At 67.8% G+C, this 22,522-nt stretch carries 19 protein-coding genes and 2 pseudogenes; 11 read left to right on the forward strand and 10 right to left on the reverse strand.

What is annotated here, in order from left to right:
- Nucleotides 1-61: 61 nt before the first annotated feature.
- The 6 genes from fxlM to ABZ858_RS04340 form a co-directional block, all read right to left on the reverse strand.
- Entirely contained in the window at nt 62-2,143 is a 2,082-nt protein-coding gene (fxlM, locus tag ABZ858_RS04315; protein WP_361372465.1) for a methyltransferase, FxLD system, read from the reverse strand.
- Between the two features lie 23 nt (nt 2,144-2,166).
- Nucleotides 2,167-3,429: a lanthionine synthetase C family protein gene (locus ABZ858_RS04320; protein ID WP_361372467.1), complete on the reverse strand. Its 1,263-nt coding sequence runs from the start codon at nt 3,427-3,429 to the stop codon at nt 2,167-2,169.
- Nucleotides 3,426-6,380: a lantibiotic dehydratase gene (locus ABZ858_RS04325; RefSeq protein WP_361372948.1), complete on the reverse strand. Its 2,955-nt coding sequence runs from the start codon at nt 6,378-6,380 to the stop codon at nt 3,426-3,428. The genes ABZ858_RS04320 and ABZ858_RS04325 overlap by 4 nt, the downstream gene beginning before the upstream one ends.
- Nucleotides 6,381-6,598: 218 nt before the next feature.
- Entirely contained in the window at nt 6,599-6,778 is a 180-nt protein-coding gene (locus ABZ858_RS04330; RefSeq protein ID WP_361372469.1) for an FxLD family lanthipeptide, read from the reverse strand.
- Between the two features lie 94 nt (nt 6,779-6,872).
- Complete coding sequence (locus ABZ858_RS04335) at nt 6,873-7,061, reverse strand: hypothetical protein (protein ID WP_361372950.1); 189 nt, start codon at nt 7,059-7,061, stop codon at nt 6,873-6,875.
- 226 nt (nt 7,062-7,287) lie between these two features.
- Nucleotides 7,288-7,734 (reverse strand): ATP-binding protein, encoded by a 447-nt coding sequence (locus ABZ858_RS04340; protein ID WP_361372471.1) that lies wholly within the window; start codon nt 7,732-7,734, stop codon nt 7,288-7,290.
- A gap of 240 nt (nt 7,735-7,974) precedes the next feature.
- Between ABZ858_RS04340 and ABZ858_RS04345 the strand changes: the two genes are divergently transcribed.
- The 3 genes from ABZ858_RS04345 (at nt 7,975) to ABZ858_RS04355 (ending at nt 10,445) form a co-directional block, all read left to right on the forward strand.
- On the forward strand, nt 7,975-9,258 hold the full coding sequence (locus tag ABZ858_RS04345) for an XRE family transcriptional regulator (protein WP_361372473.1): 1,284 nt from the start codon (nt 7,975-7,977) through the stop codon (nt 9,256-9,258).
- Nucleotides 9,255-9,794: a GNAT family N-acetyltransferase gene (locus ABZ858_RS04350; protein ID WP_361372475.1), complete on the forward strand. Its 540-nt coding sequence runs from the start codon at nt 9,255-9,257 to the stop codon at nt 9,792-9,794. Before ABZ858_RS04345 ends, ABZ858_RS04350 begins: the two co-directional genes overlap by 4 nt.
- Before the next feature lie 147 nt (nt 9,795-9,941).
- Nucleotides 9,942-10,445 (forward strand): hypothetical protein, encoded by a 504-nt coding sequence (locus tag ABZ858_RS04355; protein WP_361372477.1) that lies wholly within the window; start codon nt 9,942-9,944, stop codon nt 10,443-10,445.
- A 300-nt stretch (nt 10,446-10,745) separates the two neighbouring features.
- Here the strand turns inward: ABZ858_RS04355 and ABZ858_RS04360 are convergent, their stop codons facing one another.
- From ABZ858_RS04360 to ABZ858_RS04375, 4 genes and pseudogenes are all read right to left on the reverse strand, one after another.
- A complete protein-coding gene (locus ABZ858_RS04360) occupies nt 10,746-11,837 on the reverse strand; it encodes a hypothetical protein (protein WP_361372990.1) in 1,092 nt (363 codons plus the stop codon).
- 264 nt (nt 11,838-12,101) lie between these two features.
- A pseudogene (locus ABZ858_RS04365) lies at nt 12,102-12,197 on the reverse strand (DDE endonuclease); the annotation flags it as partial.
- A gap of 29 nt (nt 12,198-12,226) precedes the next feature.
- The gene (locus tag ABZ858_RS04370) at nt 12,227-15,898 is read right to left on the reverse strand and encodes a P-loop NTPase fold protein (RefSeq protein WP_361372479.1); all 3,672 of its coding nucleotides are present in this window, start codon (nt 15,896-15,898) and stop codon (nt 12,227-12,229) included.
- Nucleotides 15,899-16,493: 595 nt separating this feature from the next.
- On the reverse strand, nt 16,494-17,501 hold the full coding sequence (locus ABZ858_RS04375) for a DUF4041 domain-containing protein (protein WP_361372481.1): 1,008 nt from the start codon (nt 17,499-17,501) through the stop codon (nt 16,494-16,496).
- On the opposite strand from ABZ858_RS04375, the gene ABZ858_RS04380 reads away from it, so the two are divergent.
- From ABZ858_RS04380 to ABZ858_RS04415, 8 genes and pseudogenes are all read left to right on the forward strand, one after another.
- On the forward strand, nt 17,493-17,795 hold the full coding sequence (locus ABZ858_RS04380) for a hypothetical protein (RefSeq protein WP_361372483.1): 303 nt from the start codon (nt 17,493-17,495) through the stop codon (nt 17,793-17,795). The two genes, ABZ858_RS04375 and ABZ858_RS04380, sit on opposite strands and share 9 nt — an antisense overlap.
- 1,215 nt (nt 17,796-19,010) lie before the next feature.
- Nucleotides 19,011-19,505 (forward strand): annotated as a pseudogene (locus ABZ858_RS04385) (mobilization protein); the annotation flags it as partial.
- Between the two features lie 162 nt (nt 19,506-19,667).
- Nucleotides 19,668-19,934, forward strand: a complete 267-nt coding sequence (locus ABZ858_RS04390) for a hypothetical protein (RefSeq protein ID WP_361372485.1) — start codon at nt 19,668-19,670, stop codon at nt 19,932-19,934.
- Nucleotides 19,903-20,436 (forward strand): DUF6879 family protein, encoded by a 534-nt coding sequence (locus ABZ858_RS04395; RefSeq protein ID WP_361372487.1) that lies wholly within the window; start codon nt 19,903-19,905, stop codon nt 20,434-20,436. The genes ABZ858_RS04390 and ABZ858_RS04395 overlap by 32 nt, the downstream gene beginning before the upstream one ends.
- 15 nt (nt 20,437-20,451) lie before the next feature.
- The gene (locus tag ABZ858_RS04400) at nt 20,452-21,300 is read left to right on the forward strand and encodes a helix-turn-helix transcriptional regulator (protein WP_361372489.1); all 849 of its coding nucleotides are present in this window, start codon (nt 20,452-20,454) and stop codon (nt 21,298-21,300) included.
- A gap of 170 nt (nt 21,301-21,470) precedes the next feature.
- Nucleotides 21,471-21,878: an ATP-binding protein gene (locus ABZ858_RS04405; RefSeq protein ID WP_361372952.1), complete on the forward strand. Its 408-nt coding sequence runs from the start codon at nt 21,471-21,473 to the stop codon at nt 21,876-21,878.
- A complete protein-coding gene (locus ABZ858_RS04410; RefSeq protein WP_361372491.1) occupies nt 21,872-22,195 on the forward strand; it encodes a hypothetical protein in 324 nt (107 codons plus the stop codon). Before ABZ858_RS04405 ends, ABZ858_RS04410 begins: the two co-directional genes overlap by 7 nt.
- A gap of 181 nt (nt 22,196-22,376) precedes the next feature.
- Nucleotides 22,377-22,511 carry a hypothetical protein gene (locus ABZ858_RS04415; RefSeq protein WP_263636687.1) on the forward strand — a complete coding sequence of 45 codons (135 nt, stop codon included), beginning with the start codon at nt 22,377-22,379 and terminating at the stop codon, nt 22,509-22,511.
- Nucleotides 22,512-22,522 lie beyond the last annotated feature (11 nt).

Consider the following 22,522-nt stretch of genomic DNA (forward strand, 5'->3'; position numbering starts at 1 on the left):
TGCTGAGACGACGGTGCCCGCCAGCCGTGACCCGCGGGCACCGTCCGCTACGCGTGGGGCGTCACTGCCAGTCGACGACGATGCGGTTCAGCGGTGTGTCGAGGGCGAAGAGGCCGGGGCGCTGCTCGATGGCGGGGGCGTCGAGGGGCTGGATCTCGAACGTCGCCTCACGGTCGCGGTAGTCCCGGTCCCAGGTGCGGATGGCGTCGGCGACCTTCGCGGCCAGCTCGTCGCTGCCGGGGCCGTGGCCGATGACGCCGAACTCCCAGAGCTTGCCGCCCTTGGGGGTCTTCTTCTCTGACAGGCGCCGGGCCAGGTAGGTGACGGCGCCCTTACCGACGGCCGCGGTCGAGGACGGGTAGGGGTCCTCGGACAGCAGAGTGCCCTTGGCGCTCTGGGGGAACAGCATCCGGATCAGGCCGGAGGGAAGGGAGCAGGTGACGAACAGTTCCATCCACTCGGGCGACTCCATGGCGCGGACCGTCATGCCGGTCCACTCCTCGGTGCGCGGCTGGTCCAGGACACCGGCCAGGGCCTCGGCGTCGACATTCTGACCAGCGGGGGCCTGGAGTCGTACGGTGCCGTCCGTGCTGAGCGGGACGACGCGGCGGTCGTCGTCGGCGATGCCGCGACGGAGCGGCATGAAGGTGTTCATCTCGCTGCTGAGGGACACCCATCGGCCGTCGCGGTGTTCGTAAGCGATGGAGCGGGACACGGTGCCCTTGAGGCGCTGAGGGATAAGGAGCCGTCCGCCAGGCGCCAGCTGCTCCAACCAGGCGTGCGGTACGCCGTGCGCGCCGACAGTGGCGATGATCCGGTCGTACGGCGCTCCTTCGGCATAGCCGAGGGCCCCGTCGCGGGTCACCGCTTTGGCGTTGATGATCCCGGCAGCGTCGAGGTGCGCGCGTGCACCCTCGACGAGGTCGTCGTCGACGTCGAGGGTGGTCACGTGTCCGCTCTCCCCGACCAGGTGGGCGAGCAGAGCGGCGTTGTAGCCAGTGCCGGCGCCGAGTTCGAGGATGCGCTCACCGGGCTGGGCGTCGAGCTGGTCCAGCATGAGGGCGACGACGCCCGGCTGGGAGGCGCAGGAGATCGATGTGCCGTCAGTGTCGTACTTGATGTGCACCGGGGCGTTGGCGTAGGCGTCTTCGAGCGACGCATCGGGCACGAACACGTGGCGGGGAACCGTGCGCAAGGCGGTCTCGACGGCGGGCGTGCGGGCGTGCCCGTCCGCCCGAAGCTGGTCGACCAGGGCGTTGCGGAGACGCTCGGCGTCCGCCGTGGGTGTGGCGATCGTGTCGGTGTTCACCGCGCTGACGCTATCGGCGTCAGCTGCTGATGTGCCGGTCAGCGCGGTGTTGTCACTCGTTCCCATGACTACCTCTCGTGCGATGTTGGACACAGCGCTCTGGTCACCCCGTGGGAGACCGGCGCGGTTGGAGTGGAAGATCACGTGGTGGGCAATGACGGCGCGCAGACCGCGCGTGAGGGCACCACGATTGGCGAGGGAAGCCAGCGCGGCACCCGCCCGCTCGAAGGCAGCCACCCACCCGTCATGCCCGGCCAGCGGGCCGCTCGGACGACACAGGTCGTGGGTGTCGACGGTCATCAGCTTCCGCATCGCGGGCGCCAGTTCGGCGGCCCGCTCGGAGGACAGATGGCCAGTCGCCGGTCGGAGCGCGGCGACCTTCGCCCACACATCGCCCTGCTCGAACCATTCCAAGCTGGCCGCCCGCATCATCGCGCTCGTCAGCAGCACGGCGGTTTCCCGGCGCCCAAGGTTGTCCGGGCCAGGCTGGTAGGTGAGCAGGTGGCGGCTGTCCTGGTGGAACAGCTCGTGAGCGACATCCATGGCCTCGGTCCCACCGAAGGTATCGGTCTCGGGCTCGTAGATGCAGGGCAGCCAGGACACGGCCGTACCGTCCTGGACGAGGTCATTCAGCAGCGCTTCGACGGCAGGTGAAGGCTCGTGAGCGCGGTACCGCAGGGGCCAGGGCTGCTTGTTCATGAACCACCAGCCGGTGAGCTGCCCGCCCTCTTCGGCCGCGAGGAGGACAGGAGCGATGCGTTCGGCGATGGCCCGCTGGGCGCTCTCGCGGTCAGCGAAGGTGATGTTGTGTTGCTGCCAGCGGTCCGGGGGCATGCGGTGTCCTTCGTTCGATGGGATCAGGCGATGAGCAGGCAGGCGTCCCAGGCGGATCGGGGCAGTGCTGCGGTGCTTGGCGCGAGGAGGGCCAGGGCGATGCCGGCTGCGCCGTCGAGGAGGCCGGGGCCGCGCTCCTCGTCCTGCATGAGCGTCGTGGCGGCGTGTGCGGGGTCGGTGCCTGGCGGGTGGACTGCGGCCAGGAGTGCCGGGATCGTGGCGCGGAGCTGTCCGACGGTCGAGGGATGGGCGTCGTCGGCTGCACGGGCGGTGACGTGGGCGAGGCCGGCGAAGCCGTGGCATAGGGCGTTGTCCGTCGTGGCCTTGAGTTGGGAGGGGTCGGTGAGGGCGGCCACGAGCGCGGTCTCGGCATCCGCCTGGCGGCGGGTGTCGCCGAGAGCGAGCGCGGCGAGTTGCTGCGCTCGGACGAGACCGGCGGTGCCGTAGCACCATGACGGCCGCCGTGGCGCGGACGGGGCGAGGCGTCCGGTGCGCAGCTCGCCCCGGGTGACCCAGTAAGGCCAGGCCGGCCCTCGGCCAGTGTCCTCTTGCCAGTGGTCCAGCCATGCCAGGATCCGACCCAGTGCTTCGTCGTGGCCGTCGACGAAGGTGCCGTGCCGGGCGGCGAGGGCCAGCAGCGCGAGTACGCCGCCGATGCCGTGCGCCATGCCGCTGTTGCCGTGTCCGCCTGGGAAACGGTCGTCCGGGCGGCCCGAGGGCCCTGTGTCCGTCCACCAGCCCGGCAGCGTCTCTCCGTCATGGGTGATCGGTTGGGTGAGGCGTACGCAGTAGTCGAGGACGGCGAGCAGGGCGGGGGCGCCGGGGTTGCGGCGCAGGAGGTAGGCGCCGTAGCCGGTCAGACCTCGGATGGTGTCGAACTCGGCGAGCGTTGGGAGGCGTCCGGCGTCCATGCGGTGGTGAGCGGCGACGAGGCGGCGATGCACATCGGCCGTCATCTGCCGGTCGAGAGTGTCGAGAGCGCGCTGGTAGCCGCCCGGGAGGTGGTCGGCGGCGCAGGCCAGGGCGTGCGCGAAGGCGGGCGCCCCGTAGAAGGGGTGGCTGTCGGGGCCGCTGGTGAGCGGTTCTCTGGAGGCGGCGGCGAGCCAGTCGTGGGCGCGCTGCCACGGTCCGAGGCCGGCCGCAGCCCGCTCGATGTGCAGGAGAGCGATGCCGGGGAGGCCGTGGGCAAGGTGCTGCCGACGTGCCGCCGGCCCGAGGAGCGTGCTGGGGTCGGCAAGCTGTTCGGCGACGGCGTCGGCCAGGTCTTGCGCGGCCTGTGCGGTCACGGTGTCCTCCCGGTGGTGCGGGCGGTCCAGGCCAGGGCGGCAGCGCGGGCGAGGTAGAGGCAGACCTCTTCTTCGGGGAAGTTCACCGCGATGTGCCGTACGAAGTGGACGTGCAGCAGCGAGGCCAGGACGTCATCGAGGGCGATGCCCTGCGTCTGGGGGCCTGGCAGGTGCCGCCGGTAGGCGGCCAGCGCCGCGTCGCGATCGGCCCACGCCGACACGATGGCCGCTCCTCCCGGGGCGCCGCGCAGTGCCGCCCCGTCGTCGCCCGGGTCGGCCAGACGTACGGCGTCGGTGAACTGCGGGCGCGGTACGGGCACGGGAGCCGTGGGCGGGATGTGGTCGATCAGCCAGCGCATTCCGGCTTGGGTGCTGCCGAGGAACGCGGAGGCGATAGCGACGGTGTGGGCGGCCACCAGCGTGCGCTCGTGCGGGCGCCGTGGCTGGGAGATTTGGGCCAGGATGGCGCGCGAGTCCGCCCGGAACACGTCCTCGGCCGCGTCCCATGCGGCGCCGGAGCCCCAGCGGCCCATCTCCCGGTACGAGGTGGGGTAACGCAGGTCCGCCAGCAGACCGGCGCCGCGCAGTTCGTCGGCCCACACGCTGACTGTGCGGGCCGTCTCGGCGAATGCCTCTGGGGCGGGGAGCGCGATGCGCAGGCGCAGGTGCTGCTCGGGGTCGCGGAAGCGGATGAACCACCAAGGCGGGTCGCCGAGCCGTTCGAGAAGATCGGGCAGGTGGCGGGTGAGCACGGTGTCCTGGCGGCGAGCGTCTCCGTACAGGGTGGCCAGGAGCACGGACGAAGTGGCCGGCGTCTGCATCTGGGCTGTGGAGAGGGCGCGGGCCGGGGTGGGGGCGGGCAATGCGGGCCACGCCGGCGGGCGGGTCGCCTTGAGCGGCACCACTACCTCGTGGGCGCGACCGTCGCACCAGCCGTACGCCTCCGGTTCCGCGGCCTCGACGAGCACGGCCCGGCCCTCTCGGTCGAGGTGGTGGCGCAGCAGCATGCGGTGGCCGGCCTGGTCGAGGTCGAGGAAGAGGAGCCGGTCGTCCTCCACGAGGTAGACCCGCTGAGGTAGCCGCCGACGGTCCCGCCATTCGGTGAGGGCGGCGTCCCATTCCGCCCGAGGGCATACGCGGCTATGCAGCTCGGACGCCTCCAGCCGCCAGCGGGCCGGGGCGAGCACTGTGCGCCCGTACCGCAGGCGTGGCAGGAACGGCATCGCCGCTGCGGCACCCCAGTCGAACACGGTGACCTGCGCGCATTGCGCGCGGGACAGCTCGGTCAGGAATCGCACCAGCGGCGGAGTGTGCGTGTGGAGGTTCAGCGCGTGCATCCCGACGGCCTCGATGCGCTGGCCGCGCTCGGGGGCGGCCAGGTACATGCGGCGGCCGTCGCACCCCACCGCCAGGTCCGCAGGTGTGAGGACATCCTCGGAGGGGGCTCGGTGTTCCTGGAGGCTGATCACGGTGGGCAGGATTCGCGGGGCACGCGTGACGTGCGTGCTCTCGGGCAGGAGCGGCGGAAAGGAGAGCTGCGCGGGCAGGGTGTTGTTGTCAGCAGTTGAAGGGTCAGTCAGCTCGGCGGCCAGGACCTCCCGGTTGGCGGGGGCCAGGACGCTGAGGAATCGGCCTGAGGAGACGCCGACGCCGCGAGACACGCTCACGACCTCCAGCAGGAACCGCCCGCCCTGCAGTTCGCGCACGCTTGCGGCGTGAACCCGCACCCCCACCTCCAGGTGCGGCGGCACCCGAGGTACGTCGGGCCCTACGTCCAGGGCGTCGATCAACTCGTCGGTGACGACCACCTCGTCGCGGCCGTCGAGCGCGGCGGTCTGCACCAGCCGTACAAGGGCGTCATCCCGAGCGGAGAGGCGCGGCCGGCGCGCGCCAGGCGCGGTGCCCGGGTAGCCGTCGGGGTAGCCGACGCCGCTGTCCGCGACGACTTCCTGGAGCGGCACCATCGTGCCGATGCCGTACCGCTCGTAGAACCGCTGGTGGTACGCGCACCACGCCGCGGTGCCGTACGGGCGGGCACTGACTCGGGTCAGGATCAGCGCGGCGCGCTCGATCTCGCGGGCGACCGCATCCGGCAGTACGAGCTGCGCGTCCAAGCGCAGGTCGAGCGCAACAGGGTGGCGGCGCAGGCCCGGCATGAGGACCCTCATCCGCGCTGCGACGCTGTCCCGCTCGCCGCGCGAAGTGCACTCCTGCAGGCCGGTCTTGATCGCCCTCAGCTCGCGCACCGTCTCCCCGACCGTGGGGAGGGTATCGGCCTCGATCACGTCGAGCTGGTTGAGCAGATGCCCGAGGGCGTCGGTCTCGGTACTCGGTGCGTGCAGGCTCGTGATCAGCACGCGCCGCTGGATCAGCTCCACCAGCAGCCGGCGTACCTTCTCCGGCCCAGCCATGGGGAACTCCGCCCGGAGCTTGTCCGCAAGTGCACCGAACCGGATCGGTGCCCGCGTCGCGACGAGGACCGCGCGCACGGGCTCGGTCAAGGCCAGGGACGCCTCCACCGCGTGAGTCCGATCGTCTTGGGCGTCGGATTGAAACGGCACGATGAGCCGGTCTCCGCGACTCGTCACGGTGTTGTTGACGACCACGGGCAGCCGTTCGAGGAGGTCGGGGAAGGACTCCATCTGCTCGACGACAGCGGCCAACCACTCTGCGCCCGCATGGCTGACAGCCACGTGTTCCACACCCCAGCATGCCCCCGACTGCGGACCGAACTCCGCAGTGGTCACACCGGCGAACAGCCCAAACGGCGTGGCACGGTGCTGGGAACGCAGCAGGTAGCGGGCCACGGACAGCGCCGTACGACGCACGTCACGCGATGACGGCTCATGGGTCGTGCACACGGTCCGTACCTGCGCGGCCAGGGTCGGGCTCGCATGCTCCAGAGCCTCGGCGACGCTGCTGTTCGCCCATACTTCGCGCAGCCACGCGATACAGGTGGCCGACCCGTTGGGAGAGCGATCGTCGAGGTCAGGGAGCGGAGGACACGGCAGTGTCGGCCGGGCAACGGCTCGTACGAGCGCGGTCGTGCCGCTTCGGAACGCTGGGCGCGGAACAGCCACCACTACCTCCGTAGGTGAGGGACGGGCGGCTGGTGCCGCCACGCCGCAGGGCGCGACGGCACCAGCCCGTAGAGATGCGAAGCCTCAGGTCAGGCGACGTTGGTGGTGCAAGCGCCGCAGGTGGTTCCGCAGTTGTCGTCGGTCAGGTTGACCAGACCCGACGGGTCGGCCACCTCGATGAGGGAGACGTCCAGGTCGAAGCCGTCCGACGTTCCCGGGGTCTGCTGCCTGACCTGAGTGCTGCTCGGTACTACGGTGCTGCGTGTCATGCCAACTCCTCTGAGTGGATGGGATGTTGTTGTGCGGTGGTGCCCGCCGCCGGCCGTACGGCACGGCACCGCACGACCGGGAGCGGGAGTCTGGTTAGACGGCAACTGGCCGCCGCTGCATGAAGTAGGCGAGTGCCCGAGCCTTGAGCCGGTCGAGGCACGGCTTGCAGGTGTAGACCGGGGCGTGCTGCCCGTCCCACTGCAGCGGGCCCAGCCAGGTCACCGGCACTCCGGTGCGCTCGCACCCGAGCCAACAGTCACCGGTGACCCAGCGCTCGTCCACACGCGAGCTCATGCCTCGGCTCCTCTCTGCTGCCTGGGGGTGGGCGACCGGCAAGCGGGCCCGCAGACCCAGAGCCGGAACAGCAGGCCCCGATGACGCACATCGCCCAACACCTCGCCGTTCGCCCCCAGGTACCGGGCGCAGCGGGCGCACTCCATGGCCATCTGCTGTCGGGGCCGGAGGCGGGCCACGTCCGGGATGGGTGAGGTCACCGTGGCAGGGGTGCTCACTCGCCGCCCCCTATGAGGAGTTCGGCCCAGACCTCTTTGCCCCATGGACGCTTGTCCGGGCCGTGCAGGTCATAGCCCCAGCGGTCGGCGATGCCGTCAATCAGGAGCAGGCCACGGCCTGACTCGTCGTCGTCACCAGCTTGACCGAGAACCGGCAGGCGCAAGGGTGCCCGGTCCACCACCCCGACACGCACCCGTATCTCGCTCGGCCGCCCAACGATCAGCCGGATCGAGTGGCACGAGGTGTGCCTGACGGCGTTCGCAATCAGCTCCGACGTGATCAGCGCGGCAACGTCGGCGAGGCTGTCGAGGTGCCATACGCCGAGGGCGTCACGGACGAGCTGGCGGCCGATCTCGGCCGTGGCCGGCTTGCACGGGAAGGTCTGGCTGTAGGCGGGATGGCCGGTGGGGGCGGCCTGAAGTGGCTTAATGAGACTCGTCATTGGGGTTGAGCCTTCGCGTTGTCTCGGCGCCCGACTCACCCCTGAGAAGGCGCCAGGGGCGGGCCGGGCCGTCAACAGCCGCCCGCACCGGAGGGAGCGGCGAGCGACCAGCAACCAGACAACTCCCTTTTGCAGCCAGGTGATTAGGGCGATTAGCCATCCACCCGGAAGAAAGACCTAGGGTGATTTGACCTTCCCTTTACCTGGTGGGTGAGGGGGTGTGAGAGCTACCGTGCGTGCATGGACACCCCGCGCAACAGGGTTCTTGAGGCGTGGATGGCCGAACACGGCTACAGCTCCAACAGCCTTGCTGACGCTGTGAACAGCGCCTTAGAGCGGCTGACCGGGCGGCCTGGCGGCCTCGACGGCTCGTCGGTCCGGGCCTGGAAGGCAGGGCGGGTCACGTGGCCCAAATCGGCTACCCGCAAGGCACTCGAGGACGTCAGTGGCCTGCCCGCCGTCGCTCTAGGATTCGTGCCACGGGGCCGGACTCCGTCCAGCCCAGCCCCACCGCAGCAGGAGGACCCCGACATGAAGCGTCGTACCCTCGTCGGCGGCATTGCAGCGGCCGCCGTAGCAGCAGCCGCACCCGGCACCGCATCCCCGCGACGCATCGGCATGAGCGACGTCAACCGCCTGAACACGCGCTTCGCCGAGATCATCGCCAGCGACCACCGCCACGGCGGACAACTCGGCATCGAGCAGCAGGCTGCCGCGCTCGCCGACGAAGCCCTGAACCTCCAGAACGCCGGCAGCGCCACCCAGCGCGTACGCAGCAGCCTCTACGCCTCCGCAGCGGCGTTCCGCTCCTCAGCGATGTGGGCCGCGATCGACGGTCGCCGCTACGACGTCGCGAAGGCTCACATGCGTGAGGCCCAGGCCCTCGCTGAGATGTCCGGCGACCAGGCGATCAAATTCCGCATCTGGAGCCACGCGGGGGCCATGTACCGGCACATGGGCCGGCCCGCCGACGCGCTCGCCGCCAACGACGTGGCCCGCAACCTGCACATCACGCGCCGTGACCCGCTGTTCGCGTCCCTGGGTCTGGCCCGGCAGGCGGCGATTCACGGTACGGCGCAGGATCGCACTGGCATCCGCCGCGCGTTCGATCAGGCACAGGACGCCATGCTGCGCGCCGACCCGGCCGAGTACCGGCCGGTGTGGATGCTCGCGTTCTACGACCAGGCCGAGTTGGACTCCCTGGCACTGTCCGCCTACTTGGCGCTCGGCGACTACGCGACCGCCGAGTTTCACGCCCACCGCTGCCTGTCCGCGCTGCGGCCCCACATGGTCCGGTCCCGGGCCATCACAACGACCCGGCTCGCGCACGCCCAGCTCGCGCAGGGGGCCGCCGACGCCGCCACGGCCACCGCGATGAAAGTCCCCGCCGAGGCCGCCACCCAGCACGCCCGGGTATCGCGCATGCTGCAGGAGTTCGGGGCTGCGCTACGCGCTACCGCGCCGGGCAGCTCCACCGCGCAGACCTGGACCGAGCACACCGCCTCCTGGAGGATGGCCGCATGACCACGGCGCCCGCCATCGAACTGCGCACGTTCACTGCCCTCGACACCGTCCGCGGCGATCTCCTCGACGTGTATGCCGATGTGCGCGCCCCGCTGCTCCACCTTCCGAACTACGCGGTCACCGCGTTCGGTGAGCGCCTGGACCGACACTGCGGCGAGCCGGGGTTCACGGCCGTCCTCGCCTACGCGGACGGGCACCCGGTCGGCTACGCCTACGGCAACACCATCGAGCACGGCGACCGGTACTGGCAGCGCACCAGCCCAGCGCCGGCGGAGATGTACACCGAGCGTCCGGCCGTGGCCCTGAAGGAGATCGGCGTCCGGGAAGCCTGGCGGAAGACTGGCACCGCCCGACGTATCCACGACACCTTCCTCGCCACACGCGACGAACCGTACGTCACACTCATGGTCAACCCGGCAGCTGGCGACGGAAAAGTTCACGCGCTCTACGGATCGTGGGGCTACGAGGACATCGGGCAGAGCCAGCCATCACCGGCCTCGCCGATCCTCACCGTGATGATCCGAGCCACCCGCTGACCGGCGCCTACGGTGACCCGCCCTCTTCGAACGGCGCAACCGCATGAAGGGGACGGCCCGCGACGGCAAACACCATGACGGCAACACATATTCAAGACCAGTAGCTCCGATCTGGGGAAACAAGGGAGGATGGGGGACGTTCCACGTATGGGTTACAAGGACGAAGACGAGATCAAGCAGGAACTTGGGATCGAGACTTGGAGACACCTCTCCAAAGACAAGATGATGAAGTTCGTAGCCATGATGCCCGACATGGGCACTGAGGTTGCCCTTAAAATCGTGGAGCAGTTCCCCACTTTCAAGGATTTCGCCAAAGATGCTCTGGATGCGATAACGACAGCGCATGAGTCCACACTTTCAGCCAACACGCAAAGCCAGGAGCATGTTTATCAGGCCCTCCAAGAGGAGAGGGAGATCCTCAGGGGCGAACTCGATAGGGACGACCTGGGCCGGGAAGAGAGAGTGGAGATCCTCAAGCAAATTCAGGAAAATTCCAAAATGGCATTCCAGAATGATAGCGAGAATAAGAAGTTCTTGAGTGGGGCACTCAATAAGAAGTTGGGTTTTGTTTTCGCTGTAGCCGCCCTCGCTGTGGCTTTTGTCGGCGGCAGAGTAGCGATCGAAGGCAAGGAGAGACCTGCCGGCTCCTAGCGGGCTTTACCACCCCAGCTGTACCGAAACTTCGCAGGGTGCAGCACACTCTCGAGTATTACGCCCTCCGCCTCCTCCCCATCGCCGTGGAGGGGGGAAGGAGGTGGTCCGGTCTTGCCGAGGCTTACCTCACAGCTGGCGAGGTCGAGCAGGCGGCCGTGACCACCGGCCGCATACTCGAACTCTCCACGGGCGTAGCCTCGATCCGGCCCCGGCAGCGCATCGATGTCGTGCTCGATCGTATAGCGATGCGGCAGAGGTCCAGGCGGTCACGGAGGCCGCGAACTCCTCACTCCCCTCTCAGCGCCTCCGGCGTAGGCCCTCCCGCGTCACATTGTGGATGTGCTCCGCGTAAGCGTCGTACCGGAAGGCTCCGCCTGGGGGACGCAACGTGAGGAGGTCGTGCGCCACAACCACCAGCGACAGAAGCAGTCGGTTGACATCCGAGGTGGAAACCTGGGCGTGGAGCCCTTTGTTGGAAAGAGCGTCAAGCGTGTCGATTCGGTTCCCTAGATCTTCGATGTTGGCCACCAGGAGTTTTCGCGTAGTACTGGAAATCGAGTTCTCCGCGACATAGGCCCACAGGCGATTTCGATAAGCCTCCTTTCCGACGTTTCTCCCATTGACCTTTTCTTCCCGAGGCGGATAGAGACAGTCGGCCAACTGTTCCGAGAATCTTCTGCACGATAGCGAGACGTGCGCCAACCCCTCAGGCGATTCGTGGTTCTCGAACGACTTGATGGCCCCATGGAGTTTATCCGTGAGTCGAGGGTCAACATCGGTACACCTGATCAGTAGTTCGTCGAGCGCAGAGGAAAGCTGTCCCTGTAGCAGTCCATCAAGTTCGCCAAGCCGCCGAAAATATTCGGGGTCGTGATACGGGTCCCAAATGGTTCCCCGCACTCCGATGTCCTCCCAGTGGACAGCCCCGAAGATCCGAGACGCCTCCCAGCTCTCGAACTCCACGTAGTCCCGGTTGTCCTCAACCGCCACCTCATAGCCTCGGTGAAAGAGATAGAGGGAGTCCTCGAAGACCCGGAAGGTAGGCGGCAGCGACCCCAGGAACAGCGCGACGTGCAGGGGAATCTCCGGGAGAATTTGCATCGCACCCACATACCAGGGCTCACCCTTCAACCTGATGTGGAGGGCCCGCGCATCTGCGGGGTTCAGGGAGTCCACCGCGATGCCGGCGAGGTTGCTCTGCGCCGCCGCCCTCTCAATCAGCTCTGGCCCATAGAACGTGCTCCAGACCGCCCAGTGCTCACCAAGGAGCCTCTCCACCCCTCGCTCGACTCCACCGGAGCCTTCGTAAACCTTCCACAGAAAGAGGGATCCGATATCGAATCGGGCATGTCGCCGGTGGCGGGGGACGGTATCCATGTAGGTGCGCACAAAGCGCTCCCGCAAGGTAGGCCATCCCCAGTTTTCGCCATCTCGCCAGCCCTCTTCCACGAAGAAGCAAACCCTCATGTTCCCCCTCAGTCCGCACGGCCGACGCACGTCAGCCTTACAGACTATGGCTTCACCGGATTCGGGTCGAGCAACTATCGGAAAGAGGCCCTGCGTGGGAACGAGGACACAAGCCGGAGGTCTCGCCGAGTTGCTACTGACCTCGAATATGTGGTGCCACCATGGTGTTTGCCGTCGGAGGCTCTTGTCGAGAACGTTGTGGCGGTACTGGAGCTGGCGTAGGCCGCGCCGGACGGCAGCGATCAGGTCATCGGGATCGGCGAAGGCACGGTTGGCCGTGGTGGCACCTGGGTAACTGCGCCCCTGACCTCTCAGTCGTCGTTGCTGCGGCTGATGCGTTCGCGCAATCTCAGCAGGCCCGCGCGTTCGGTGGAGTAACCCACGGACTTGAGGGCCTTGGTGCCACGTTGCGCGAGGTTGCTCCACTTCGTGGCACTTGCTTCGACGGCCTCGCGCACCGCCTTCCCCATCCCCTTGGGAACCGCCTGCATCAGCTGCGGCAGATAGAGGATGGCGAGCTCGGCTGCTCCCTGGTTCGCCTCGAGCATGGGGATGAGGATTTGCTGGATCAGGTCGCGGCGTGCAGCCGAAGACTTGACGTCCGCAGCCTTCCACAGGTCGAGGACGGCTCGACGGTCGGGATTCTTGGAGGCGCGGCTATACCTGTCTATCAGCAGCTCGGCTGTGAAGGCGTCTGGGAGTGACAGCCATCCGGCCGTGGCCAGCGTCTGCTCTGGCAGGCGAGTGCCCGGGCCTCCCAGCAGATCCCTCCAGAAGCCGGCCTGGACCTCAGCGGGCAGATCAGCCAGCCGTGAGGCCACTGCCTGAAGTAGCGCCGCGTCGGTCTGCAGCGGCGACTGTTGCCGCAGACCTGCCGAGACGGCCGTGAACAGCTCCGGAGCCGAGGGCCCTTCGAGAGCGACCCAGGCAGCCAGCGTTTCGCCGACACGGTTGGGGCGACTACGGGCGTGGGCGGCCATTTCCGCCGCTGACGGCAATGGCTGAAGACTGTCCCCGTCGACGCCGCCGATCAGAAGCAGATGACGCGCGCGCACCCGTAGTCGGGTGTGCTCAAGTCCCGGGAGCCAGCCACCGTTGTCGAGGGACTCCACCAGAGCCCGGGCTTTCTCGGGACTCAGCGGTGCTGTTCCGGGAGAGTCCAGGTCACGCAGGCAGTCGCTCAGGAGTGACTCAACGTAGGCCAGGATCGCGCCGTCCTGCGAAACGACGAGATCGTCTCCGTCGGCGAGCAGCTCAGTGAGAGCTGCCGCTTGATGGGGGACGAAGTCTGTGCGCTTCAACAGGCCGCCATTCTCTAGCGGCTGAAGCACGCCGAGCAGCCGTAGCTGCTCGGCGGCTTCCTCGTCGGTCGAGGGTCGGGACAGCGACGGCAGAACGAACGGCGTGATGTGCGGATAGCGGTCCGGGGGCTGGCTGTCGAAGAGTCGCATGAAGCTGTCCGCGGCGCGGGTGACCACTTCGGGCTCCAGAGCGTCGTCACTCTTGCTGGCTCTCTCCCACAGCACTTCCAGTAGTTTGTCGAATTCCTCGGTCATGTCGCCGATGGATGACCGCGGGTCCAGCATCCCCAGCCAGTCTGGCCACCGGTCGGTCGAACGTCGCCAGGCGCTCGACAGTACCGTCCGCGCCAGGGCCGTTTCCCTGACCATGGGGATCCTGCCCGTGTTCCGTTCCACGATGGTCCGGCAGAGTTGGCTGTCCGACGCCAACAGCAGTTCCGCGACGGCGTGTGCCGCTTCGGGTCCCTCTTCGCACCAGTGCTCGAGAAGCCATTCCAGTCTCTGCAGCGCCTCGTCGGGAGACCTCGGCTCTGTTGAGGAGTCCGCCGCGACGGCACCCGACTGAGCTTTGGCTTTCTTCCATGTTTCGTGCTGCTCAATCAGCGCCCGCAGTTCCTTCGCTACGAGGGGACCGACCTGCGTCATGAGAGTTGCGGCTTCCAGGGAGGAGAGGTCGGCGAGCATGTCCGCCATGTCCTCCTCCTCACCCAGAAGATGGCGGGACACCAACTGTTGTACGAGGCCGGGGTCTGCTGCCAATGCGGGCCCGACGTGGCGCATCACCATGGCGGCTACCGAAGCACTCTCTCTGACCGAGGAATGTCGTAGGACGATCGTGCGCATCTCGAGTGCTGCCGGCCGGTCACTCGCCAGTGCCAGCCGCCAGCATCCAGCCAGCACCTCGTCGGGCAGTGGGTGCGAGGAGTTGGTCAAGATCGGTGTGAGTGTCTCGACCGCGGTGTCCGCCGTGCCGTTCAGCGGGATCGATGCGTCACCACAGACCGCCAGGACGGTATAGGCGACGTTCTCCTCCTCCAGGCCGATCGCATCCCGGGCCTGTTGCGTCAGGAGGGCCAGCGCGGCGGGGCGATCTTCGACGGAGAGGCCGCCGATGGACGCCAGCACCTCGTCCAGCTCAGCGTTCTGGGCCTGCTGCTCCAGCGTCTCGGCCACGACGGCCGGCAGCCCAAACACACTGCCGCTGGTCTCCAGGAAGATCAGGTCACGGCCTGGGCCCGGCACCTTCCGTGTTCGCTTGAGATAGGCCACGAGCTGCTGACCGTGGTGCTTTCGTACGTTAGCCGTTTTCGCTTCCCCCTCCTCGCCTTCGCCAGGGTCTTCTGGGTCGCTGAGACGCTGGTCTACGTCAGCATCGAGCTTCGCGTACCTGCGCGCGGCCTGCTTGACCTGATCTCCCACGTGGAATCCCAGATCAGCCCGGGGATCGGCATCCAGGGCAAGTACGTACTCGCACAGCCGATGGTCGAGCAGCAGGTCCCTGGCAAAGAGGGGGAACTCCACCCGGAGACAAACCAGTTTGGCGATCTCCTCGACCCGCGTCGCCGGGTCGGTCTCCAGCAGCCCGTCCGCTGCCCGCCGCTGAGCCAGCCGGTAGGTCAGAGCGAACGTGTTCAGCAGCGCCTTCACTCTGCGGGGACTGCGCACATGCGAGGGCACAAGGATGCTCACCACCAGGTTGATGTCCATGGCCGCCCACACGCCACTCCGCCCGCGGACCAGGTCGGCGGCGAAGCTGGTTACCTTCGGCACGAGCAGGGGCGGGAGACTGAGCTGGTACTGGAACACCTTGTCCAGATAGCCGCTTCCGCTGCTGTAGTACGGGTTGACGGCGTCGGCGGGCGTGGCCTGCTCCAGGGCGCGTGTGAGTGCCTCTTCCAGGACCTGCTGGTCAGCGGCGACAACGAAGACGCAACCATCAACCCCCAAAAACGTGCGTAGAGCGTCCAGCGTGGCCACGACGTCGGAAGGTTTACACCGGTCCAGCTCGTCGACGAACACTACGAGCCGCTCCACGTCCGCACGCGCGACGAGTTCGGCGAAGATCCTCTCGAACTGCTCGTCGCTGTCAGCCGCGTCCGTCTTGTGCTCGCGGGTGAGGGTGCGCGAGACCAACACCATCAGGGAGGTCAACAGGGCCGCCGGTGCAATGCCCGCCTTCAGCGCCCCGGCCGCCATGTTGGCGAACGTGGGCCGGAACGCCCCTCCGTGCAGCCAAGCGAAGAGCGCCATGGCGGCGCCGAAGAAGGCGACAACAGCTCCAAAGGTCAGGCCGAACATCCTCAGAAGACGCCCTACGTCGTTCCGCCCAAACTGAAGCTTGACGGCGACCCGTCCGCCGTACAGCTCCTCGTGGAACTTTGCATCCTTGATCCCCAAGGCAGTGGCGGCCGCGATGATGAAGTTCCTGCGTAGTGGGTTCTCCGCATACTTGAAGGCGTCGAAGCGGACGAACCGTACATCCTCCCGCTTGTCGAGCACCCCTTTCAGGAGATTAGCCACGCCTGACTTGCCGGAGCCCCAAGGGCCCCACACCGCGATGTTGGTCGGCGTGGGCACCGACAGCACTACGTCGTAAAGCTGATCGGCGATGTGACTGTGAGCCAACCGGTCACTCTGGGTACTGTCGACCTCGCGGTCCCGTATGAGGTCGTCCGGCGCCATCCGGCTGCTGTCCCCTTGTGCCACTGCTGCCCCGCTTTCGGCCTCTGGGCCCACGCCCCCTGAAGTTCACGGTCTGCGCCGTTACTTCACCTGAGCAACACGATAAGCGGTACCACTGACAACGGGACGTTCCCGCATTCGCGGCGGTCCCCAGGGCGGAGAGGGGACGAGTTTCACTGTCACAACCCCCGGCGCGTGCCGGCGAGCCGTCCGCCACAGATACGTCTATCAATTGCCCGCCCCTTCAGCGCCCCTCGCACAAAGAATCTGCAGGCGTCTGGCTCAGTGCGGTGAGATACGTGAGCCCCTCGGAGTGATCTCCGAGGGGGGTTGTTTTCGTGTGTGCGGGGACGTAACGCTAGGCGACGTCCTGGTTACGGGGTTTTCCACTGACCCCCACGGGGGCGTCGGCGGCCTCCTGCTCGAACTGGGGGCATCAGCGAGGTGTAGGTGTCCGTGTGGCTCGCGATCACCCTAACCGGAGAAGTGACCGCTCACCTCGCGGCGGGAAGTACCTCCGCGGTCACCTGGATCAGCCTGGATGGCGCCGCCTGCCATCTGGACGCACCCGACGAGGTTGACTGAGTCGAACCCGTCACCGCCCGGCAGCGGCCTGGCTGGCCCTCCATTCAGGAGCCTCGGGCGTGTCCTGGAACTCCAGGAGGTGCTGTCCGGCGAGCCGCTGCAGGGCGGCGCGTACGTCTGCCGGTGTGACGTAGAAGAACTCCCGGCGTAGGTTGACCCGGTTGACGCGGCGGGACTCGAACTCCCGATGCAGGCGGCGTTCCAGGTCAACGGCGTCCTCACTGAAGATCAGGGCGTGTACGTCGAAGCGGAAGGGGACGGACGCGTCCCCGAGTTCGATCACGCGGTCCATGGGATCGAGGCGCCGGGTCATACCGATCTTGACCATGCGTTCGCCGAACGCTCCGACGTTGGAGATGACGTAAACGTATCCGGCCCGGATGTTGGCCTCACGGGCCTCGACCGCCTCCAGTTCGGCACCCAACTCGGCGAGTTTCCCTTCGAGTTCAGCTATGGCGGCCTCATCGCCGGTGCCGGAGCGCAGGCGGCGCAGGGCACCCTCGTAGTGGCTGCGTTCCTTCTCCAGCCGCTGCCGCTCGCGCTCGATCTCGCGCTGCAGGCGCTCCTCCTCGCGCTGCTGGGCTCGTAGCTCTCGCTGCTCCTCCCGCTCGGTCTCCTTCCTCACCAGGTAGTCCGCCGTCAGCTCCAACTCCTGGACCCGCAGCTGGTGGTAGTCATCGCCGATGCGGATCTGCATGGTGGCGCCGAGCCGGGCGATCGACTCCCGCGTCTTGCCGAGCCGGTCGATCAGCGAGTCGAGCCGGTGCGGCTTCATGCCGCGCACTGCGTTGTCCGCCTCGGCGTTGTACGCGCGCAGCATCAGCTTGGAGAAGTCACGGACCATCTTGCGGCCCTTGGCAGCTGAGCCGTCCACCATCCAGTACTGGTTCCCGAGCACTGCCCGGTCGTCCCTCGCCAACTGCTTGTAGCGGGTCTTGAGATTGTCGAGCCGGTCCTTGTAGGCGAGCGCGTCGGCGAGCGGATGGCGGTACTCGTAAATGCCTGCCTCTTGCAGCATCCGCGTCTCATCGGTGAGCACCAGATCCCGGCGCGCGGCCGTAAGGCGCTGTTCGGCCTCCGCCGTCTGGCGAGCCATGTCGTCGGCTTGGCGGCGCACGTCAACCAGGGACTGCGCGGCGCTCTCGGCGGCGTGCTCTATCTTCTCGTCGAGGAGAGCGTCGATCCGTCCGATCTCTTGGAGCTTCTCCTCGTGCGCGCGGCGCAGTCGCTGCTGCTCGGCGGCTATCTGAGCGCTGTCGGCTCCGATGAGACGACTCAATTGCTCCGTCAGGTGACGGTTGTCTTCCTGTAGTCCGCGTACCTGTGTTTCCATCAGCGTCAGCTCGCCCGCCAGACGCGCCGCCTCGGACTCCGCTTGCTTACGGCGCCGGCCGAACAGACCCCCACCTGTGGCCGGGACCGTCGCCTGGGGACCGTAGGGGGACTGCTGAGGAACGGGTGCACTCGGCTGCGGCGCGGCCCCTTCCGGGATCCAGATCTGCCAGCCGGGAGGTGTGGGCCATGCCGGATCCGGTTCCCAGCCCGATGGCGGGCTCCACCCCTCCGGCGGGGCGGGCCAGGTGGGCGGCGGGTTGAACCGGTAGGTCATGGGGCAACGACTCCTGTCGCGAGGGCGAGAGACGGCCGGCGTAACCCCGATGCCGTCCGGCAGCCAGCGGGCCGAGTCGAACGTACTCGGCCTTGTGGGCCTTCGTCCTGCCATCTCCTGTTTTTGGCCCTCCTGGCAGCAGATCCGACGAGGTGGGTAAGCCGCAGGGAGCCGTTAGACTCCGGCCGCTGTCAGGACGGCCCTCCGCCGGCAGCGAAGTGCCCTTCGTCCTCGAGGGGCCGGTCCGGCGCCCCGGGCACGGCCGACCGCCCCTGACGCACCGGGTGAAGGTGAAGCGAAGGTGGCCACCCCTCTGTCCGCGGACAAGTTCCTGTCCGTCCTCAAGAGCGCACGACTTGGCGTTGTCGAACACGGATCCTGGCGCACCCACAACCGCGACCAGCACGGCAACTGGGGCCCCGTGAACGGGGTGATGATCCACCACACGGGCGCGTACTCCTCCGCGTCTTGTGCCTCCCCTGGCCACGCCGCGCGCGCCCGCGACCTGTGGCACGAGGTCGCCCCCCCTGCAGTCGGCCCGGAACGGATTCAGCACACATGAGGCCGGGAAACCCTGGGAACATGCAAGAACCACCGAGACATGTTTCTCCAGGTCAAACGCGGTCATGGCGGAGTTCCCCCAGGTCACGACGTTGATCAGAGAAAACTCCTAAAGCGGGTGTCGCAGGTTCGAATCCTGCCGGGGGCACAACGCGTTACCGCTCTGACCTGGGGTTTCTCCCCCAGGGAGAGACCCTACTCGGCCTCGGACTCCTCGTCCGGGGCCGTTTGCGTGAGCGGTGCGTGAGCGGACGGCGTGCCAGGCCCCGAGACTTCTCCGGACGGATCAGCACCGTCCGGCACGTTCGCCTCCGCCTCCTCTGCCTCGACCTGGGCTTCCGGAGCTTCGTCCTTGGGCACGAAGCGAAGAACCACGCCCACCAAGCCGATGCCGCTCGCCAAGCCGCCCAGCACCTCCAGACAGCCGCAGACCGTGCCCTCGCCCCGACGCTCGCCGAACTCACAGCCCGCCTGCCCAGGGACCAGCCCCGCCGCGTTCTCGCGAACGACATACGGGCAGCAGTCCCCGACTGCGCCGAACGGATCCTCGCCGACCCGGCCCGGCCTGCGCTCGCCACCGTCCTCGCCGACGCCGAAGCCCGCGGCCACCAACCCCACCAGTTCCTCAAAGAGGCCGTCGCCCAACGCGAGCTGACCACCGCCCGCCAACCTGCCCGAGTCTTGATCACCCGCATCCAGCACACGGGCCGAAACCCGGCGCCCAACCGCCGCGCCGAAGCAGCCCGCCGACGCTCCGCCATCGCAGCCTCGACGCCCACCCAGCAGAACAGGAGGCCCCAGCTCTCGGTGGCGGCGACCCCCACCGAACAGCAGCATCGAAAGCACCGGTAGGCGCCGTGTGGTTTCGCCGTGCGCCCCGCAGCTTCTGTGAATGAGAGTTGGTGCGTTCAAGCCAACGTCACACCGAACCGACCCTGTGCCCTTGACGACGCTCGTCCACTTCGGAAGCGTCGCACGCAAGAAGGCGCAACCGACTTGATCTGGGGGGGCATCGTGGACCTACAGTTCATCGGGATCGACCCCAACACCGGGGGCGAGGGGTCGCCGACGGTGTGGGTGGAAGAGGAGACGGCTGACCTGGTCCTCCAGGGCGTCAAGGCTGAGGAAGCGCTGGAGGCACTGGTCAGCGGTACGGAGTGGGCCGCCGGTCACGCGGTCGGGATCCCCGCCCACGAGACGGTGATCCGCATTCCGGCCCGCATGGTGCCGATTCTGAGGGAGGCGTGCGATGTCGCAGAGCGACGTGCCGAGCTTCGCTGAGTTGCTTGCCGGTACCCGCCGTAGCGCCGTGCATCTGGAGATGCGCGACGCGTACGGCGTCGGTGACGAGGCTGAGGAGTTCGAGGAGTTCAAGCGCACCGGCCAGGTCGATTTCGATCCGACGGCGCGGTGGTGGCCTGGCTGGCTGGGCATGGTGCGGGAGGCCGTCGGCCGGGGCGTGGTGATGCGCCGGGCCAGGATCGTCTCCGAGCCCGTGACGGACTACATCCGCTGGGAGCATGCCGCCACCCCGCTGAACGTCGAGGCGGGTGAACTGGTGCGCTGGCTGCCCCGTCGGCGGGCCGTGGACATCGCCCTGCCTGGAGCCGACTTCTGGCTGTTCGACGACCGCTTGGTGCAGTTCAACATCTTCACCGGAGAAGGGGGTTGGGCGGATCCGCCCAAGGAATTCAGCGAGGACCCCACTGTGGTCAAGCTGTGCTCCGACGCGTTCGAGGCCGTGTGGGAGCGCGCCGTCGACCACGAGAAGTACACCGTCTGACCGCCGCTCCTCCCCATGCCCGCTTCTCCTTCGTCCAGCGCTCAGGCGGCCCGTGAAGCGCTCGCCGTGCGCCTGACTCACCTGCGCAAGGACGCCGGCCTCACCGGGAAGGAACTCTCCGCCCGGTGCGGCTGGCACCCCGCGAAAACCACCCGCATCCAGAAGGCCGAGGTACAGCCCACCGACGTGGACATCCGCGCCTGGTGCGCTGCCTGTGGCGCCGCCGACCAGGCCGACGACCTGATTGCCACGGCCCGCGCCGTCGACTCGATGTACGTGGAGTGGCGCGGAAGCCATCGGATGGGCATGCGCAAGACCCAGGAGCACTTCTACGACCTCTACGCGCAGACCGGCGTCACACGCGCGTACGTCTCCAACGTCGTGCCCGGCTTCTTCCAGACCCCCGCATATGCCACGGCCCTTATGGAGGCCATAACCGACTTCCAAGGGACCCCCAACGATGTCTCGGAAGCCGTCGCGGCCCGCGTCGCCCGGAGCCGGTTCCTGTACGAGGGCGGACACCGGTTCATCGTGCTCATGGAGGAGTGCGTCCTGCGTTACCGCGTGGGCGACGCCGAGACGATGGCCGGACAGCTGAGGCATCTGCTGGCCGTGATGCCGCTCCCTTCCGTCTCCCTGGGCGTCATCCCCTTCACCGTGCAGAGGACCATGTGGCCGCTGGAGGCGTTCTACCTCCATGACGGCACACGCAGCGTGGTGGAAACCCTCACGGCCGAGGTCAACGTGGTGCAACCGCGCGAACTTGCCGACTATCGCAAGGCGTTCGGTGAGCTGGCGAGGATGGCTGTCCACGGCAACGCCACCCGCGCTCTGATCAACACGGCGATCGACTCCCTCGGATGACATTGCGCAATTCCCCGCAATTTCGTTGAGGAAAAACTCCGGCTCTCCGTACGGTCGTTGACGTCGCCGGGCAGGCCAGGCTCCCCTCGGCGGCAGTGGAGGAGAGTCCCGCTCGCACCCCCGTTGCGAGCGGGACGTTCCCAGCCCCGAGGAGACGACCCGTGAGCGTCATGACGAGACCCACCACAGTCGGACCGGCCTGTTACAGCGAAACCCTCCCCTGCGAGCCCGAGATGGTCCGCCGTGCCCGGCGGCTCGTCTCGGCCGCGCTGAACGCCTGGGGCATAGGCGAGATGGCCGATGCGGGCACACTGATCGTCTCCGAGCCGGTGGCCAACGCAGTCCGCCACACCCCGTGCCGTCTGATTCGGGTGTCCGTCCGACGCGTAACGAACGATCTCGTACGGATCAGCGTCACCGACAAATCCCATGCCCTGCCGAAAATGGGCCCGGTCGCCAGCGGCGATGAGACTGGGCGCGGCCTCGTACTGATCGACGCGCTGTCACACCGCTGGGGCTACGACCAAAAGCGCTGGGGCAAAACTGTCTGGGCGGAGCTGGCAGTCCCGCCATGCTGACCTTGCGACTGCTACCAGAACACGAGTTGGCGGAGGTCACCGATCCGGAGCGATGCGTGGAGCTGGCTGTACCCCGCCGCACGCAGGGCAGGATCACCGTCCGCACCCTGTGCCTGACACCCGCCGACCTCGTGCGGCTGCGCACGGAAACCGATCTGGCGCTGGCAGATATCCGTACCGAAGTCATGCGCGCCGAGGCCGCGTGGCACGAACGACTGGCGCAGTGGCACGCCGACGGGCGAGCCGCCGTCGAGGCCACCCGGCCGGACACGGCGCTGCTCTCGCTCCTCTCGGAGGGCCTGCGGGCCTCCCTGTAGTACCCACAGACCCCGCCCGGTGTACCGAAGGACAGCCCCGGGCGGTACGGCGTCCTCCCGTCTCTCCCCCCAGGTGGGCGGGCGCCGCTCCAGACCGCTGACTGCAACCGGCACAGCGGATCTGCCCAAAACCTCTCGCTCTGACTGAGCGGGAGGAAGCCGAGAGAAACAGGAGTGCACGATGCCCGAGAACGTCGTCATGGAGCCCGCCGAGGACGGGCTGATCGTCTCCCGGAAGTCCATCGCCGCCGCCCGCTCCCGTGCGGAGCAGCCGTCCGACGGCGGCTCGACCGGCGTATCCGACACCAACGACTGAGTGGAGCCGAC

The organism is Streptomyces sp. NPDC047017, assembly GCF_040644175.1.
Classification (GTDB): Bacteria; Actinomycetota; Actinomycetes; order Streptomycetales; family Streptomycetaceae; genus Streptomyces.